Source organism: Pseudomonas sp. microsymbiont 2, from assembly GCF_054788395.1.
Map to the genome: position 1 here is coordinate 4202370 of NZ_CM139112.1, position 16403 is coordinate 4218772.

Annotated in this window: 16 protein-coding genes; 9 read left to right on the forward strand and 7 right to left on the reverse strand. The window is 64.8% G+C overall.

Features of this window, described 5'->3' with window-relative positions:
* The first annotated feature begins 13 nt into the window (after positions 1–13).
* The 4 genes from ACYUME_RS18870 to ACYUME_RS18885 all read left to right on the forward strand — a co-directional run bounded on the left by ACYUME_RS18870 (position 14) and on the right by ACYUME_RS18885 (position 3219).
* Entirely contained in the window at positions 14–370 is a 357-nt protein-coding gene (locus ACYUME_RS18870; RefSeq protein WP_279888657.1) for a 4a-hydroxytetrahydrobiopterin dehydratase, read from the forward strand.
* Positions 367–1563, forward strand: coding sequence for an amino acid aminotransferase (locus tag ACYUME_RS18875; RefSeq protein WP_279888658.1), 1197 nt, complete (start codon positions 367–369; stop codon positions 1561–1563). The genes ACYUME_RS18870 and ACYUME_RS18875 overlap by 4 nt, the downstream gene beginning before the upstream one ends.
* A 238-nt stretch (positions 1564–1801) precedes the next feature.
* Positions 1802–1930 carry a hypothetical protein gene (locus ACYUME_RS18880; protein WP_256582346.1) on the forward strand — a complete coding sequence of 43 codons (129 nt, stop codon included), beginning with the start codon at positions 1802–1804 and terminating at the stop codon, positions 1928–1930.
* 98 nt (positions 1931–2028) lie between these two features.
* Positions 2029–3219, forward strand: a complete 1191-nt coding sequence (locus ACYUME_RS18885) for an MFS transporter (protein ID WP_460416265.1) — start codon at positions 2029–2031, stop codon at positions 3217–3219.
* A 69-nt stretch (positions 3220–3288) separates the two neighbouring features.
* Here ACYUME_RS18885 and ydiJ read toward each other — a convergent pair whose 3' ends face one another.
* On the reverse strand, positions 3289–6306 hold the full coding sequence (gene ydiJ / locus ACYUME_RS18890) for a D-2-hydroxyglutarate dehydrogenase YdiJ (protein WP_460416266.1): 3018 nt from the start codon (positions 6304–6306) through the stop codon (positions 3289–3291).
* 239 nt (positions 6307–6545) lie between these two features.
* Here ydiJ and ACYUME_RS18895 point away from each other — a divergent pair, with 239 nt between their 5' ends.
* Entirely contained in the window at positions 6546–7430 is an 885-nt protein-coding gene (locus ACYUME_RS18895; RefSeq protein ID WP_279888698.1) for a LysR substrate-binding domain-containing protein, read from the forward strand.
* A gap of 141 nt (positions 7431–7571) precedes the next feature.
* On the opposite strand, the gene ACYUME_RS18900 is transcribed toward ACYUME_RS18895, so the two are convergent.
* The 6 genes from ACYUME_RS18900 to ACYUME_RS18925 all read right to left on the reverse strand — a co-directional run bounded on the left by ACYUME_RS18900 (position 7572) and on the right by ACYUME_RS18925 (position 14077).
* Complete coding sequence (locus ACYUME_RS18900) at positions 7572–8990, reverse strand: amino acid permease (RefSeq protein WP_460416268.1); 1419 nt, start codon at positions 8988–8990, stop codon at positions 7572–7574.
* A 682-nt stretch (positions 8991–9672) separates the two neighbouring features.
* The gene (rluB, locus tag ACYUME_RS18905; RefSeq protein ID WP_460416269.1) at positions 9673–10737 is read right to left on the reverse strand and encodes a 23S rRNA pseudouridine(2605) synthase RluB; all 1065 of its coding nucleotides are present in this window, start codon (positions 10735–10737) and stop codon (positions 9673–9675) included.
* A 227-nt stretch (positions 10738–10964) separates the two neighbouring features.
* On the reverse strand, positions 10965–11735 hold the full coding sequence (gene scpB, locus ACYUME_RS18910; protein WP_460416270.1) for an SMC-Scp complex subunit ScpB: 771 nt from the start codon (positions 11733–11735) through the stop codon (positions 10965–10967).
* A gap of 14 nt (positions 11736–11749) precedes the next feature.
* On the reverse strand, positions 11750–12481 hold the full coding sequence (locus tag ACYUME_RS18915; RefSeq protein WP_460419393.1) for a segregation and condensation protein A: 732 nt from the start codon (positions 12479–12481) through the stop codon (positions 11750–11752).
* Positions 12482–12573: 92 nt separating this feature from the next.
* Positions 12574–13203, reverse strand: coding sequence for an L-threonylcarbamoyladenylate synthase (locus ACYUME_RS18920; RefSeq protein WP_460416271.1), 630 nt, complete (start codon positions 13201–13203; stop codon positions 12574–12576).
* Positions 13204–13216: 13 nt separating this feature from the next.
* The gene (locus ACYUME_RS18925) at positions 13217–14077 is read right to left on the reverse strand and encodes a PHP domain-containing protein (RefSeq protein WP_460416273.1); all 861 of its coding nucleotides are present in this window, start codon (positions 14075–14077) and stop codon (positions 13217–13219) included.
* Positions 14078–14144: 67 nt separating this feature from the next.
* Here ACYUME_RS18925 and ACYUME_RS18930 point away from each other — a divergent pair, with 67 nt between their 5' ends.
* From ACYUME_RS18930 to ACYUME_RS18945, 4 genes are all read left to right on the forward strand, one after another.
* Entirely contained in the window at positions 14145–14741 is a 597-nt protein-coding gene (locus tag ACYUME_RS18930) for a septation protein A (protein ID WP_279888691.1), read from the forward strand.
* Between the two features lies 1 nt (position 14742).
* A complete protein-coding gene (locus ACYUME_RS18935) occupies positions 14743–15042 on the forward strand; it encodes a YciI family protein (protein WP_051099393.1) in 300 nt (99 codons plus the stop codon).
* A gap of 165 nt (positions 15043–15207) precedes the next feature.
* Complete coding sequence (locus tag ACYUME_RS18940; RefSeq protein ID WP_460416275.1) at positions 15208–15600, forward strand: translation initiation factor 2; 393 nt, start codon at positions 15208–15210, stop codon at positions 15598–15600.
* 7 nt (positions 15601–15607) lie between these two features.
* Positions 15608–16285 carry a response regulator transcription factor gene (locus ACYUME_RS18945; protein ID WP_279888168.1) on the forward strand — a complete coding sequence of 226 codons (678 nt, stop codon included), beginning with the start codon at positions 15608–15610 and terminating at the stop codon, positions 16283–16285.
* The last annotated feature ends 118 nt before the right edge of the window (positions 16286–16403 follow it).

Here is a 16403-nt window from a genome sequence, read left to right on the forward strand (position 1 = left end):
CCGGAAAACACTCATGAACGCCTTGAACCAAGCCCACTGCGAAGCCTGCCGCGCCGATGCGCCGAAAGTCACCGACGAAGAACTGGCGGTACTGATCCGCGAGATCCCGGACTGGAACATCGAAGTCCGTGACGGCCACATGGAGCTCGAGCGCGTGTTCCTGTTCAAGAACTTCAAGCACGCCCTGGCTTTCACCAATGCCATCGGCGAGATCGCCGAGGCCGAAGGCCACCACCCGGGCCTGCTGACCGAGTGGGGCAAGGTCACCGTGACCTGGTGGAGCCACTCGATCAAGGGCCTGCACCGCAACGATTTCATCATGTGCGCGCGCACCGACAAGGTCGCCGAGACCGCCGAAGGGCGCAAGTGATGCACTTCGCGGCGATCGCACGGGTCCCCGGCGACCCGATCCTCGGGCTGATGGACGCCTACGCACGCGACGCCAATCCGGCCAAGTTCGACCTGGGCGTCGGCGTGTTCAAGGACGCCCAGGGCCTCACGCCGATTCCTGCGGCAGTCAAGCAGGCCGAACAGCGCCTGGTCGAGCGCCAGGCCACCAAGAGCTACATCGGTGGCCACGGTGACCCGGCCTTCGGCCGCCTGATCAGCGAACTGGTGCTGGGCGGCGACTCGCCACTACTGGCCGCCCAGCGTGCCGGCGCCACCCAGACCCCGGGCGGCACCGGCGCCCTGCGCCTGGCGGCGGAGTTCATCGCCCACTGCCTGCCCGGTCGCGGCATCTGGCTGAGCGATCCAACCTGGCCGATCCACGAGACGATCTTCGCTGGCGCCGGGCTCAAGGTGTCCCACTACCCCTACGTGGGCAAGGACAATCGCCTGGACGTCGCCGGCCTGCTCGCCACGCTGGAGCAGGCGCCGCAAGGCGACGTAGTGCTGCTGCACGCGTGCTGCCACAACCCCACCGGTTTCGACCTGGGCCAGGACGACTGGCGCGCGGTGCTCGACATCGTCAAGCGACGCAACCTGCTGCCGCTGATCGACTTCGCCTACCAGGGCTTCGGTGACGGCCTGGAACAGGATGCCTGGGCGGTACGTCTGTTCGCCGCCGAGCTGCCGGAACTGCTGATTACCAGCTCGTGCTCGAAGAACTTCGGCCTGTACCGTGATCGCACCGGCGCCCTGCTGGTGTGCAGCCACGATGCCGAAAAACTGCAGGATGTGCGCAGCCAGCTGGCATTCATCGCGCGCAACCTGTGGTCGACGCCACCGGATCATGGCGCGGCGGTGGTCGCCGAGATTCTCGCCGACCCGGCGCTCAAGGCGCTGTGGGTCGAGGAAGTGAACGCCATGCGCCAGCGCATCGCCGAACTGCGCGAAGGCCTGGTGCGGGCGCTGGCCCCACATGGCCTGGCCGAGCGCTTCGCGCACATTGCCGAGCAACGCGGGATGTTCTCCTACACCGGGCTGAACCCGGAGCAGGTACGCCTGCTGCGCGAAAAACACAGCGTGTACATGGTCGGGACTGGCAGGGCGAACATCGCCGGGGCCGATGCACAGCGCCTGGAGCAACTGGCGGCGGCCATCGCCGACGTCTGCCGCTGAAATCTGGCCGACGCTGCGTGGGAGCGGGCTTGCCCCGCGATAAGTGCTATCGCGGGGCAAGCCCGCTCCCACGCCCTCTCCTGGCACGCCCCTGTCCGATATCCGCCCGCTAAAACCGACCGGTGTCCGGCAAAAATCTGAAACTGTCATCCAGACTGCTGTATCCTGCCCCAGCTTTTCGAAGCCACATATGCGCCCTGGCGCCGCCTTTTCACTCACACTTGCGAGGAACGACGAGATGCATGAAATCCCGAATCTTCCCTTCCCAAGCCTGAACCCCGAAGAGCAATCCGTTGCCGCCCACGCCGAGCCGACGCCCGCCGTCGACCAGGACGGTGACGATCAATCCAGCGCCGACCAGGAATAATCGCGCACCCCTCCCGACTGTGTGAAAACGGCTGACCTGCGGGATATCCCCGTCATCGCGTTTTCACACCGTCCAGAACTTCTAAGCCGAAGGCCCTCATGCCCGACTCACCGCGCCCCCTTGCGGTCACCCTGCAAGTCGTTTCCATCGTCCTGTTTACCTTCATCGGCTACCTGAACATCGGCATCCCCCTGGCCGTGCTGCCCGGCTACGTGCACAACGACCTCGGTTTCAGCGCCGTGGTCGCGGGCCTGGTGATCAGCGTGCAGTACCTGGCCACGCTGCTCAGCCGCCCCACCGCCAGCCGCATCATCGACAATCTCGGCAGCAAGAAGGCGGTGATGTACGGCCTGCTCGGCTGCGGCCTGAGCGGCGTGTTCATGCTCGCCTGCAGCTTCCTCACCCACCTGCCCTGGCTGAGCCTGGCCTGCCTGCTGGTCGGGCGCCTGGTGCTGGGCAGCGCCGAAAGCCTGGTGGGCTCGGGGTCGATCGGCTGGGGGATCGGCCGGGTCGGCTCGGAAAATACCGCCAAGGTGATCTCCTGGAACGGCATCGCCAGCTACGGCGCCCTGGCCATCGGCGCGCCGCTGGGCGTGCTGATGGTCAAGAGCCTCGGCCTGTGGAGCATGGGCGCGAGCATCATCCTGCTGGGCGTGCTCGGCCTGCTGCTGGCCTGGCCCAAGCGTGCCGCCCCCGTGGTCACCGGTGTGCGCCTGCCGTTCCTGCGGGTGCTGGGCAAGGTGTTCCCACACGGCTCCGGGCTGGCCCTGGGCTCGATCGGCTTCGGCACCATCGCCACCTTCATCACGCTGTACTACGCCAGCCGCGACTGGCCGAATGCGGCGCTGACCCTGAGCCTGTTCGGCGCCAGCTTCATCTGCGCGCGGCTGCTGTTCGGCAACCTGATCAACCGCATCGGCGGCTTTCGCGTGGCGATCGCCTGCCTGTCGGTGGAAACCATCGGACTGCTGATGCTGTGGCTGGCGCCTAATGCCGGAATGGCCCTGGCGGGCGCGGCGCTAAGCGGGTTCGGCTTCTCGCTGGTGTTCCCGGCGCTGGGGGTGGAGGCGGTAAACCAAGTGTCGGCGGCCAATCGCGGCGCGGCGGTCGGTGCCTATTCGCTGTTCATCGACCTGTCGCTGGGCATCACCGGGCCGCTGGTGGGCGCGGTGGCGGCGGGGTTCGGGTTTGCCTCGATGTTTCTGTTCGCCGCAGCGGCGGCGGCTTGCGGGCTGGTGTTGAGCCTGTATCTGCATCGCCAGGCGCGGCGCTTGCGGCAAAACCTCTGAAAACCTGAAACTCGCCACAGGCTTCTTCGCGGGTTTACCCGCGAAGAGGCCTGCACCGAATGATGCGCCTCAGCGCTGCGCGTACTGCAGCACCACCTCCAGCGGATGGCGCAGTTGCCGTTCGGTCATGCGCTTGACCTGGCTACGGCACGAATACCCAGTGGCCAGCGCCTCTCCTTGCTTGTCCAGCTTGGTCGCCCAGGACTGCTCGAAGATGGTCTTCGAAGTTTCCTGGTTGCGCGCCTCGTGCCCATAGGTACCGGACATGCCGCAGCAGCCAGTGGCCTCGGTGACCAGCTTCAGCCCCAGGCGGGCGAACACCTGCTCCCACTGCTTGGTACTGGCCGGCACATTGGTCTTCTCGGTGCAGTGAGCCATCAGGCGGAAGCTGTCGGCCTTGGCCGGCGCCTGCTCGGGCAGCACGTCCATCAGCCATTCCTGGGGCAGCAGCACCGACGGGCACTCCACGCCATCGACCTTCTGGTACTCCTGGCGGTAGACCAAGGTCATCGCCGGGTCCAGCCCTACCAGCGGCACGCCGCAGTCGGCCAGGGCCTTGAGCTGGGTGGCGTTGCGGATCGCCGCCTTGGCGAAGGCACCGAGGAACCCCTGCACATGCAGCGGCTTGCCGTTGGCGCTGTATGGCGCAAGGAACACCCTGTGCCCCAGACGATGGGCCAATTCGATGAACGAGGCCAACAGCGGCGTCTCGAAATAGCGGGTGAAGGCATCCTGCACCAGCACGATGCTGCGCTCGCGCTGGGCTGGGGTGAGCTCGCGCAGGGCCGGCACGCTCGCCACTTGAACCCGGCAACGGGTCAGGGTGGACTGGAAGTTGAAGCGGCTGATCAGCGGGCTGTCGACCATGCCGACCTTGTCCGCCAGCAGCCTGCTCACCCACTTCGAGCCCATCACCGCGTTGTACAGGCCCGGCGCATGCGCCAGGTACGGGATGGTGAACTCCAGCGACCCGATCAGGTAGTCGCGCAACGGGCGCTGGTAGCGGCCGTGATACAGCTCGAGGAAACGCGAGCGGAAGTCCGGCACGTTGACCTTGATCGGGCACTGCCCGGCGCAGGACTTGCACGCCAGACAGCCGGCCATGGCGTCGTACACCTCATGGGAGAAGTCCTCCTGCCCCTGCTGGCGCGCACGGCTGTTGCGCAGGCGAGCCGGCAGCCCCTTGAACCAGGACGCCTTGCGTTGGGCGGCGGCGAGCACATCGATATTCGCCTCGCCCTGCAGGCGCAGCCATTCGCGGATCAGCGAGGCGCGCCCCTTGGGCGAATGCTGGCGTTCGCGGGTGGCCTTCCATGACGGGCACATGGCGTCGTTAGGGTCGTAGTTGTAGCAAGCGCCGTTGCCGTTGCAGTACACGGCGCTGCCGAAGTCCTGCCACACGCGCTCGTCGATGGCACGGTCCAGATCACCGCGCAGGGTCACGCCATCGACCGGGGTCAAGCCTTCGGCGCTGCCAGGCGGGGTACAGATCTTGCCGGGATTGAGCTGGTTGTGCGGATCGAACGCGCCCTTGAGCCGCTGCAACGCCGGGTACAGCTCGCCGAAGTACTCCGGCACGTATTCCGAGCGCAGGCCCTTGCCATGCTCACCCCACAGCAGGCCGCCATAGCTTTTGGTCAACGCCGCCACCGCATCGGAGATCGGCTTGACCAGCGCGGCCTGGGCCGGGTCTTTCATGTCCAGCGCCGGGCGCACATGCAGCACGCCGGCATCGACATGACCGAACATGCCGTAGGCCAGGCCGTAGCCATCGAGCAGCGCACGGAAGTCGGCGATGTAGTCCGCCAGTTGCTCCGGCGGCACCGCAGTGTCCTCGACGAATGGCTGCGGGCGCACTTCACCTTCGACGTTGCCCAGCAGGCCCACCGAGCGCTTGCGCATCACGTATACACGGGTCACGGCCTCGGAACCTTCGGCCAGGGTGTGACCCAGGCGCTCGACGCTGGCGTCGGCCTGCAGGTGCTCGACGAAGGCCTGTACCCGGGCGTTGACCTCGGCCGGCTCGTCGCCGCAGAACTCCACCAGGTTGATACCCAGGGTCGGCCGCTCAGGGTCGGCGGGGAAGTATTCGGCAACGCTGTGCCAGACGATGTCTTTCATCGCCAGCATCAGCACCTTGGAGTCGACGGTCTCGATCGACAGCGGCCTGTGCGCCATCAGCGCATTGGCGTCGCGCAGGGCGTCCATGAAGCTGGTGTAACGCACATTGACCAGCACCGCGTACTTCGGGATCGGCAGCACGTTGAGCTTGGCCTCGACCACATAGCCCAGCGAGCCTTCGGCGCCGCACAGCACGCTGTTGAGGTTGAAGCGGCCCTGCTCGTCACGCAGGTGCGCCAGGTCGTAGCCGGTCAGGCAGCGGTTGAGCTTGGGGAAAGTGCTTTCGATCAGCTCGGCCTGGGTTTGCTGGATCTCGCGGGCCATGCGGTATACCTCGCCGACCCGGCCGGGCGCGGCGCAGACCTGCTCCAGCGTGGCATCGTCGATCGGCAGGCTGTGCAGGCGCTCGCCGCCCAGCAGCACGCTGTGCAGCTCCAGCACATGGTCGCGGGTCTTGCCGTAGGTGCAGCTGCCCTGGCCGCTGGCGTCGGTGTTGATCATGCCGCCGACGGTGGCGCGATTGGAGGTGGACAGCTCCGGCGCGAAGAACAGCCCGTGGGGTTTCAACGCAGCATTGAGCTGGTCTTTGACCACGCCTGCCTGGACCCGCACCCAGCGTTGCTCGACGTTGATTTCGAGAATGCCGTTCATGTGCCGCGACAGATCGACGACGATGCCGTCGGTCAGCGACTGGCCGTTGGTGCCGGTGCCACCGCCACGCGGGGTCAGCTTGATGTCGCGAAAGCGTGGCTCGGCCATGAGCGTGGCGATCCGCGCCACATCGTCGGCATCCTGCGGGAACACCGCCGCCTGGGGCAGGCGTTGGTAGATGGAGTTGTCGGTGGCCAGCACGGTGCGGGTGCCGTAATCGGCGCTGATCTGGCCACGAAAGCCGCTGTTCTTCAGGGCTTCGAGGAATTCAGGGTAGTGGGCGGCAGGCGCACGGGGCGGCAGCTGGGCGATCATCGAAGGATGGCCTCTATTCGATATTGGCTAATTCACGGGTTCCAGGCATTACAACATCTCGTGGGAGCGGGCTTGCCCCGCGATGACGTCATCGCGGGGCAAGCCCGCTCCCACGAGATGTTGTGTTTCCTGCGACTACGGTATGAATGATTTATACCGCATGACGAGTGCGCCCATGTTCCTGTAGTTTCGCGCCAGGGGCAAACGGATATTCCTGCCGCTATCGATGAGCTTTATGAATGAATTACCGCCACCTCACACCGTCCATGTCGCTGCTGCTGGCCTTCGAGGCGGCCGCGCGGCATGAAAGCTACACCCGCGCCGCCGCCGAGCTGTCGCTGACGCAGAGCGCGGTGAGCCGGCAGGTGCAGGCGCTGGAGCAGCAACTGGGGCTCACCCTGTTCCGCCGCGAAGGGCGCCAGGTGCAACTGACCGATGTCGGCCGCCTGTACCAGCGCGAGCTCAGCGAGGCCCTCGGACGCATCCGCAGCGCTACCTTGCAGGCCCTTGCCTATCAGTCCGGCGTCGGCACCCTGCGCCTGGCGACGCTGCCGACCTTCGGCTCGAAATGGCTGCTGCCGCGCCTGCATGCGTTCTACAGCGCGCACCCCGGCATGCTGGTGCACATTCATTCCCGTATCGAAGCGATCAACTTCGACACCAGCGAGATCGACGCGGCCATCGGCGTCGCCACCCACGACCTGCCCGGCCTGGTCTGCCATCGCCTGCACGCCGAGGAGCTGGTGGTGATCCTGCCGCCGGACAGCGCTCGCGACGGCCAGGACTGGAGCCCGGCGCGGATCAGCGAAGAGGTGCTGCTCAACGTCGCCAACAACCCCCATGCCTGGGGGGAGTGGTTCTCCCACCAGGCCCTGCCCCATCGCTCGATGCGCCTGGGGCCGAGTTTCGAGCTGACCTCGCACCTGATCCAGGCGGTGCGCGCAGGCATCGGCATCGGGCTGGTGCCGCGCATTCTGGTGGAGGAGGAGCTGGCCAGCGGCGAGCTGTTCAGCCCGGGCCCGCCGTTTGCCAGCCAGCGCAGCTATTACCTGATCTATCCGCCGAGGAATGAGGCATTGCCTTCGCTGCGAGCGTTTCGTGGCTGGTTGCTGGAACAGATCTGAGTGACTGGTTGCCAGAACTGGCCTCTTCGCGGGTAAACCCGCTCCCACAGGTACTGCGCTCTCTGTGGGAGCGGGGGCACAGGCAACAAAAAACCCGATGCCAGTCACCTGGCATCGGGTTTTCTCGAAGCGCCTCGGCGCTTACTTGGCCACGCTACCCGCAGTACCGTTGGCCTGCGCCCCACGCTTGCTCTTGAGCACGTAGAACACATACATCACCACCAGCCACACCGGCATCGCGTACACCGACACTTGGATGCCAGGAATCTGCAGCATGATGCCCAGAATCAGCACCACGAACGCCAGTACCAGGTAGTTGCCGTACGGGTACCACAGCGCCTTGAACAGCGGCTTCTGGCCGGTGCGGTCAAGGTGCTGGCGGAACTTCAGGTGCGAGTAGCTGATCATCGCCCAGTTGATCACCAGGGTCGCGACCACCAGCGACATCAGCAGCTCCAGGGCGTTCTGCGGCATCAGGTAGTTGAGCAGCACCGCGATCAGCGTCACGGCCGCCGACACCAGGATCGAACGCACTGGCACGCCGCGACGGTCGACCTTGGCCAGCGCCGCAGGAGCATCACCCTGCTCGGCCATGCCCAGGAGCATGCGGGCGTTGCAGTAGGTGCCGCTGTTGTACACCGACAGCGCGGCGGTCAGGACCACGAAGTTCAGCAGGTGCGCTGCGACATCGCTGCCCAGCAGCGAGAAGACCTGGACGAACGGGCTGCTGCCATAGCTGCCACCGGAAGCGTCGATGCTGGCCACCAGGCTGTCCCACGGGGTCAGCGACAGCAGCACCACCAGGGCGCCTACATAGAAGATCAGGATACGGTAGATGACCTGGTTGATCGCCTTGGGGATCACGGTCCTCGGCTTGTCGGCCTCGGCCGCGGTGAAACCGAGCATTTCCAGGCCGCCGAAGGAGAACATGATGAAGGCCAGGGCCATCACCAGGCCGCTGACGCCGTGCGGGAAGAAACCACCATGGGCCCACAGGTTGGTCACCGACGCGTCGGGACCGCCATTGCCGCTGGTCAGCAGGTAGGCGCCCAGGCCGATCATGCCGACGATGGCGGCGACCTTGATGATCGCGAACCAGAACTCGGCCTCGCCGAAGAACTTCACGTTCATCAGGTTGATGGCGTTGATCAGCAGAAAGAACGCTGCCGCCGTTACCCAGGTCGGGATTTCCGGCCACCAGTAATGGACATACTTGCCCACCGCCGACAGCTCCGACATGCCGACCAGGATGTACAGCACCCAGCAGTTCCAGCCCGACAGGAAGCCGGCGAAACCGCCCCAGTACTTGTGCGCGAAATGGCTGAAGGAGCCGGCCACCGGCTCCTCGACGATCATCTCACCGAGCTGGCGCATGATCATGAAGGCGATGAAGCCGCAGATGGCGTAGCCGAGGATCATCGACGGACCAGCGGATTTCATCACGCCAGCCGAGCCAAGGAACAATCCGGTACCGATCGCGCCACCGAGGGCGATCAGCTGGATATGGCGGTTCTTCAAGCCACGCTTGAGTTCGCCGGACTGTGAATTATGTCCACTCATGAACGAAGTCACCTGCTTGTTTTTATCTGTGACGGAATCGGACCCACCGCGCTCGTGGCGCAGCGGAATGGGCAAGGTGGTTACCTTGGGTTCTTGGACGGGTCGTGCGCATTGGGCGTGAGGCCCAGGCGAATCAACCGGGTGTCAGCAAGAGTGCGCGGTACGCAAAGGAGTCACAGGTAAAACGCGGCGCATTGTATACCCCTGCAAACGCGCAGGCGTCAACGCGTTGCATCGTTTCCTGTGGAAAAAACGCAGCGGTCCCGGGGAGAAAGCCTGAAAAGGCGGAGTGATCGGCGTGCATGGCGCCTCCATGTTGTTGTTCTTGGTGCCTGGCGATCCTGCCTGGCTTTGTACACGCAATGGCGCTATCTCAGCGGCTGGGCGGGGGTTTGGGAAGGGGGGAGATCCGGGCGGAGCGGCTCTGGCGCAAGGGTTATGGAAAGTTAATGTTACAGACATTGGGGAAATCGAAAAAACAGGCCAAAACCGTATAAATTTCTTTACAAGCCGGTCTAAAAACTTTCCACAAGTCGAAAAATATCTATGCGCTCAAGCACTTGGGGCCGCTCTGCGGCCTATCGCGGGCAAGCCCGCCCCCACAGGGATTGCGCTAAGCCGCAGACGCTCGACGGGCACAAAAAAGCCAGCCCGAAGGCTGGCTTTTCACTGGCAGGTCGGATCAACCACGAGGCTTGCCGCGACCACGGCCTGCCGGCTTGTCGCCGTCGGGACGGGCCGGACGCTTGCGCATCTCGCTCGGGCGCTCGGCCACGGTACTGCCACGGCCACTCTTGCGCGGCGCCGACTCTTCACGCGCCGGGCGTGCCGGGCGCTCGCCCTGACCCTCCTGGGCGGGACGCAGGGTGCGTACACGCTCACCACGCCCCAGCGGACGGGTGGACTTGCGCTGCAGACGCTCGAGCTTGTCCTTGGCCTTGAGCTTCATTTCCGGCAGCGCCACCGGCTGCAAGCCGACTTCCGCCGCCAGGATGTCGATCTCGCCCTGACTCATTTCACGCCAGCGGCCCATCGGCAGGTCGGAATTGAGGAACACCGGGCCGAAACGCACGCGCTTCAGACGGCTGACCACCATGCCCTGGGACTCCCACAGGCGACGCACCTCACGGTTGCGGCCTTCCATCACCACGCAGTGGTACCAGTGGTTGAAACCTTCACCACCGGGTGCTTTCTGGATATCGGTGAACTTGGCCGGGCCGTCCTCGAGCATCACCCCAGCCTTGAGTCGGTCGATCATGTCGTCGTCGACCTCACCGCGCACACGCACCGCATATTCGCGGTCCATCTCGTAGGACGGGTGCATCAGGCGGTTGGCCAGTTCACCATCGGTGGTGAACAGCAGCAAACCGGTGGTGTTGATGTCCAGGCGGCCGATGTTGATCCAGCGGCCTTCTTTCGGACGTGGCAGGCGGTCGAACACGGTCGGGCGGCCTTCAGGGTCGTCGCGGGTGCAGATTTCGCCATCGGGCTTGTTGTACATGATCACGCGGCGCGTGGCCTCGCTGGCCTCGACGCGCTTGATCAGCTTGCCGTCGACGGTGATGGCGTCGTGCAGGTCGACGCGCAGGCCCAGGGTGGCCTCGACGCCGTTGACCTTGATGCGGCCCTGGCTGATCCAGGCCTCGACGTCACGACGCGAGCCGACGCCGATGCGGGCCAGCACTTTCTGCAGCTTTTCGCCGGATGGCGGGGTGGGTTGTTGGTCTTGCAGGTCTTTGTCACTCATCTGGGCACCTCCCGGTGTAGTAGTGAAAGCGGGCGCGCATCATACGCGGTTCGGCGGGGGAACGCACTGGAGGGTAGAAGGTTTTTGCAGGCACTAGAAGGCTTTCTGCCTGACGGTCAGGCTAGGCCTGTGCCGGCCTCTTCGCGGGTGAACCCGCTCCCACAGGGACATCACCGTCTGTGGGAGCGGGTTTACCCGCGAAGGGGCCGATGCTGCCAGCACAAGAATCAGGGCTGTAACTTGTACTGTTCCTGCTCCGACGCCTCAGGCTCTTCTTCGCGCAAATCATCGAAATCGGTCTTGAGCCCGTCTTCCATGGCATCGAGCTCCACCAGCAGCGATCGGAAGCTGGTCTCCTCCCTGGGCTCCACTTCTTCACCCTCCTCGCCCAGGCTGGCATCGGCCAGCGCCTGCAAGTGCGCCGGCACCGGCGCTTCGTCCGGGTCGAGCACCGGCTCAGGCTCCAACTCGCGTAGTTCGGCCAGCGCAGGCAGCTCGTCGAGGCTCTTGAGATTGAAATGATCGAGAAACGCCTTGGTGGTGGCGAACATCGCCGGCCGGCCAGGCACCTCGCGGTAGCCGACGATGCGAATCCACTCGCGCTCCATCAGGGTCTTGATGATGTTGCTGTTGACCGCCACGCCGCGCACATCCTCGATCTCGCCACGGGTGATGGGCTGGCGGTAGGCGATCAGCGCCATGGTTTCCAGCAGCGCGCGGGAATAGCGCTGCGGGCGTTCCTCCCACAGGCGGCCGACCCAGGGCGCGTAGTCTTCACGGATTTGCAGGCGATAGCCGCTGGCCACTTCCTTGAGCTCGAAGGCACGGCCGCTACAGGACTTGCCCAGTACCTCCAGGGCCTTCTTGAAAACGGCGGGGGCCGGGCGCTCGGCCTCCTCGAAAAGCTCGTACAGGCGCTCGAGGGATTGCGGCTTGCCCGAGGCGAGCAGGAAGGCCTCGATCAGCGACGCCAGTTCGCGGGGTTCGTTCAGGTTCATCGGTAGTCGTCAGGTCACTCTGCCCGGGCACGGACGTGGATCGGGGCGAAAGGCTCATTTTGCACCAGTTCGATCAGCGATTCCTTCACCAGTTCAAGAATCGCCATGAAGGTGACCACCACCCCAAGCTTGCCCTCCTCGCGGGTGAACAGCTCGACGAACGGCACGAAAGCGCCGCCCTTGAGGCGTTCGAGCACTTCGCTCATGCGCTCGCGGGTGGACAGCGTTTCGCGGGTGATCTGGTGACTTTCGAACAGGTCGTTGCGGCGCATGACCTCGGCCATGGACAGCAGGATCTCTTCCAGGGCGACCTCCGGCAGCAGCTTGCGCACCTTGGCCTGAGGGGCCTCCAGGCGTGGCACCACCACCTCGCGGCCGACCCGTGGCAACTCGTCGATGCCCTCGGCGGCAGCCTTGAAGCGTTCATATTCCTGCAGGCGACGGATCAGCTCGGCGCGCGGGTCGCCCTCCTCTTCTTCCACCTCGCTGGAGCGTGGCAGCAGCATGCGCGACTTGATCTCGGCGAGCATGGCGGCCATCACCAGATACTCGGCGGCCAGTTCCAGGCGCACGCTCTTCATCAGCTCGACATAGCTCATGTACTGACGGGTGATTTCCGCCACCGGAATATCGAGGATGTCGACGTTCTGCTTGCGGATCAGGTACAGCAACAGGTCCAGCGGGCCTTCGAAAGCTTCCAGGAAGACCTCAAGGGCATCCGGTGGAATGTACAGGTCCACCGGCATTTCGGTGAGAGCCTCGCCATAGACCAGGGCCAGTTGCAACTGGAAAGGCGTCTCGGCCTCGCTGGCCGGCGCCTCGGGCGCGTCCACCTGGCTCACGCGTTGACCAGGAATGGGCTGGGATCGCCGCACCCCTCACGGATCAACTCGGGCTCGTCACCAGACAGATCGATGATGGTGGATGCCTTCAGGTCACCGAAACCGCCGTCGATGATCAGGTCGACATGATGCTCCAGGCGCTCGCGGATTTCGTAGGGATCGGTCATCGGCTCGGCGTCTCCCGGCAGGATCAGGCTGACGCTCATCAGTGGCTCGCCCAGCTCGGCCAGCAGCGCCAGGGTGATCGCATGGTCGGGCACGCGCAGGCCGATGGTGCGACGCTTCTCGTGCAGCAGCAGGCGCGGTACTTCGCGGGTGCCGTTGAGAATGAAGGTATAGGGGCCGGGGATATGGGCCTTGAGCAGACGGAAGGTGCCCGTGTCGACCTTGGCGTAGACCCCCAGCTGGGACATGTCGCAGCACATCAGGGTGAAGTTGTGGGACTTGTCCAGGCCACGCAGGCGCCGAACTCGCTCGATGGCAGCCTTGTCACCGATCTGGCAACCCAGGGCATAGGCCGAGTCCGTCGGATAGACCACCACCCCGCCCTTGCGGATGATCTCGACCGCCTGGCGAATCAGGCGCGGCTGCGGGTTCTCCGGATGAATCTGGAAAAATTGGCTCACGTAGTCGTCCTGTTCATACCGCCATAGGCTGTTCATGTCGGAATCGGCGCCACAGGGGTGGCAGGTCCTCGGGCAATGGCCGGTAGGCACCGATCTCGCCCCAGGTGCCGGGGCCGTGGAAATCGCTGCCGGCACTTGCCAGCAGGCCGAATTCACGGGTGAGGATGGACATCGTCCCCACCTGTTCGGGCGGCATCATTCCATTCACCACTTCCAGTGCCTGCCCTCCAGCCTGAATATAGTCGGCAATCAGCCGTCTGCGCTTGCTGCGGGTCAGATCGTAGTGCATCGGATGCGCCAGGCTCACCCAGGCATTGGACTGGCGCAGGGTGGCGACGGTTTCCTCCAGCGTCGGCCAGTGCAGCTTGACGTCCCCCAACTTGCCGGCCCCCAGCCACTTGCGAAAGGCTTCGCCGCGATCCTTGACGAAGCCTGCGCGCACCAGAAATTCAGCGAAATGCGGGCGAGCCGGAGCATTGCCGCTGTCGCCCAACTCTTGCTGGACCGCCCGCGCACCCGACAACGCGCCGGGCATGCCCTTGGCCGCCAGCTTGCGGTCGATCTCCTCGGCGCGCAGCCAGCGGCCACGGTGCAGGTTTTCGATGGCTTCGAGCAACGGCGGCGCATCCAGCGCAAAATCGTAGCCCAGCACATGAATGGTGGCGCCGCCCCAGGTACAGGAAAGCTCCACCCCACTGACCCAGTGCATGCCGTTGTCCCGGCAGGCCTGGCGCGCCTCGGGCAGGCCTTCGAGGGTGTCGTGGTCGGTGAGCGCCAAGGTTCGCACCCCGTGCTCATGGGCCCGGGCGACCAGAGCCGTGGGCGACAGGGCGCCGTCGGAGGCCGTGCTGTGACAGTGCAGATCAACATTCATGGAGGAGCGCTTTCGCCGGAATCGATGTTTGTTATTATGCCGTCACATCCCGCTTCTGGCTGCCACTGTGAAACAATTCATCGATTTCATCCCGCTGCTGCTGTTCTTCATCGTCTACAAACTGGACCCACGCCCGGTCGAATTCGCCGGCCACGGCTTCGAGTTCGGCGGGATCTACAGCGCCACCGCCATGCTGATCGTCAGCTCCGTGGTGGTCTACGGCGCGCTGTTCCTGCGCCATCGCAAGCTGGAGAAAGGCCAGTTGCTGACCTTGGTCGCCTGCCTGGTGTTCGGCGGCCTGACCCTGGCGTTCCACAGCGAGACCTTCCTCAAGTGGAAGGCGCCGGTGGTCAACTGGCTGTTCGCCCTGGCCTTCGCCGGCAGCCACTTCATCGGCGACCGCGTGCTGATCAAGCGCATCATGGGCCACGCCCTGACACTTCCCGAAGCGATCTGGACCCGCCTGAACCTGGCGTGGATCGCCTTCTTCCTGGTCTGCGGCGCCGCCAACCTGTTCGTCGCGTTCACCTTCCAGGACATCTGGGTCGACTTCAAGGTATTCGGCAGCCTCGGCATGACCGTGATCTTCCTGGTGGCCCAAGGTGTCTATCTTTCGCGCCACCTGCACGATACCGACCCCTCTCCCTCCAAGCCCAAGGACTGACATGCTCTACGCCATCATCGCCAGCGACGTCGCCAACTCCCTGGAAAAACGCCTGGCAGCCCGACCTGCCCACATCGAGCGTCTGCAGCAGCTCAAGGCCGAGGGCCGCGTGGTCCTGGCCGGTCCGCATCCGGCCATCGACAGCAACGACCCCGGTGCGGCCGGCTTCAGTGGCAGCCTGATCGTCGCCGAATTCGACTCGCTGGCCGCCGCCCAGGCCTGGGCCGACGCCGACCCGTACATCGCCGCGGGCGTCTACGACAAGGTCGTGGTCAAGCCGTTCAAGCAAGTCCTGCCATAGTTCAAGCTCGAATCGCCCCCTTCGCGGGCAAGCCCGCTCCCACAGCGTTGCGCCGAATCTGTGGGAGCGGGCTTGCCCGCGAAGGGGGCGACTCGGTTCTTGACCACTCATTTATTCCGACAACCGGCCGACAACCTCCTGAACCGATATCAATCAGGAGTTCCAATGCGTCAAGGTCCGATGTCCCTGCTGCTTTGCCTGTTGCTGCTCTCCCCTTTCGCCGCGGCCGAGCAGCCGCTGTCGCTGGAAGCCGGGGCGCGGATCACCGAGCTGCAGCAGCGCCTGGAAGAAAGCGAGCAGCAACGCAGCCAACTGACCCAACAGTTGCAACACCAGGACAGCGAGCGTGAAAGCGCCCAGCTGACCCGCCTGCGTCAGGACAACCAACGCCTGAAGATGGCGATCAAGGAGCTTCAGGCCGGCACCAACACCCCGCAACGCCTGCTCACCGAGCAGCAGCAGTGGTTCCTGATCGGCTCGGTCGTTGCACTGTTGTCGGCAGTCTGCGGTATCTTAGCCAGCGGCGGACACAGAAGACGCCGTCAATGGTTGAATTGAGTGAGACATGAGCGAGCTGTTACTGATTGATGATGACCAGGAACTGTGCGAGCTGCTCGGCAGCTGGCTGACCCAGGAAGGGTTCGCGGTACGCGCCTGCCACGATGGCCAGAGCGCGCGACAGGCCTTGGCCAGCCATGCCCCGGCGGCAGTGGTGCTGGACGTCATGCTGCCCGACGGCAGCGGCCTGGAACTGCTCAAGCAGCTGCGCAGCGAACACGCCGAACTGCCGGTGCTGATGCTGTCGGCCCGGGGCGAGCCGCTGGACCGTATCCTGGGCCTGGAGCTGGGCGCCGACGACTACCTGGCCAAGCCTTGCGATCCCCGTGAGCTCACCGCCCGGCTGCGCGCCGTGTTGCGCCGCAGCCACCCCAGCTCGCCCAGCGGCCAGGTCGAGATCGGTGACCTGACGTTCAGCCCGGTACGCGGCGTGGTCAGCATCGACGAGCGCGAAATGACCCTTACCCTTTCGGAAAGCCGCATCCTCGAAGCCCTGCTGCGCCAGCCCGGCGAACCGCTGGACAAGCAGGAGCTGGCGCAGATCGGCCTGGGCCGCAAGCTCACGCTCTACGACCGCAGCCTGGACATGCACGTCAGCAACCTGCGCAAGAAGATCGGCCCGCACCCGGATGGCCGCCCACGCATCGTCGCCCTGCGCAGCCGCGGCTACTACTACAGCCTCTGACAGACAACACGATCTCTGTAGGAGCGGCCTTGTGTCGCGATGGGGCGCGAAGCGGCCCCAGAATCACGACGGTATGCAAAATTGCCGGGGCTGCTGTGCAGCCCATCGCGACACAAGG

Coding starts and splice junctions, on each gene's coding strand:
- ACYUME_RS18870 (WP_279888657.1), top strand. CDS start 14: ATGAACGCCTTGAACCAAGCCCACTGCGAAGCCTGCCGCGCCGATGCG.
- ACYUME_RS18880 (WP_256582346.1), top strand. CDS start 1,802: ATGCATGAAATCCCGAATCTTCCCTTCCCAAGCCTGAACCCCGAAGAG.
- ACYUME_RS18885 (WP_460416265.1), top strand. CDS start 2,029: ATGCCCGACTCACCGCGCCCCCTTGCGGTCACCCTGCAAGTCGTTTCC.
- ydiJ (WP_460416266.1), bottom strand. CDS start 6,306: ATGATCGCCCAGCTGCCGCCCCGTGCGCCTGCCGCCCACTACCCTGAA.
- ACYUME_RS18895 (WP_279888698.1), top strand. CDS start 6,546: ATGAATTACCGCCACCTCACACCGTCCATGTCGCTGCTGCTGGCCTTC.
- ACYUME_RS18900 (WP_460416268.1), bottom strand. CDS start 8,990: ATGAGTGGACATAATTCACAGTCCGGCGAACTCAAGCGTGGCTTGAAG.
- rluB (WP_460416269.1), bottom strand. CDS start 10,737: ATGAGTGACAAAGACCTGCAAGACCAACAACCCACCCCGCCATCCGGC.
- scpB (WP_460416270.1), bottom strand. CDS start 11,735: ATGAACCTGAACGAACCCCGCGAACTGGCGTCGCTGATCGAGGCCTTC.
- ACYUME_RS18915 (WP_460419393.1), bottom strand. CDS start 12,481: ATGCCGGTGGACCTGTACATTCCACCGGATGCCCTTGAGGTCTTCCTG.
- ACYUME_RS18925 (WP_460416273.1), bottom strand. CDS start 14,077: ATGAATGTTGATCTGCACTGTCACAGCACGGCCTCCGACGGCGCCCTG.
- ACYUME_RS18935 (WP_051099393.1), top strand. CDS start 14,743: ATGCTCTACGCCATCATCGCCAGCGACGTCGCCAACTCCCTGGAAAAA.
- ACYUME_RS18940 (WP_460416275.1), top strand. CDS start 15,208: ATGCGTCAAGGTCCGATGTCCCTGCTGCTTTGCCTGTTGCTGCTCTCC.
- ACYUME_RS18945 (WP_279888168.1), top strand. CDS start 15,608: ATGAGCGAGCTGTTACTGATTGATGATGACCAGGAACTGTGCGAGCTG.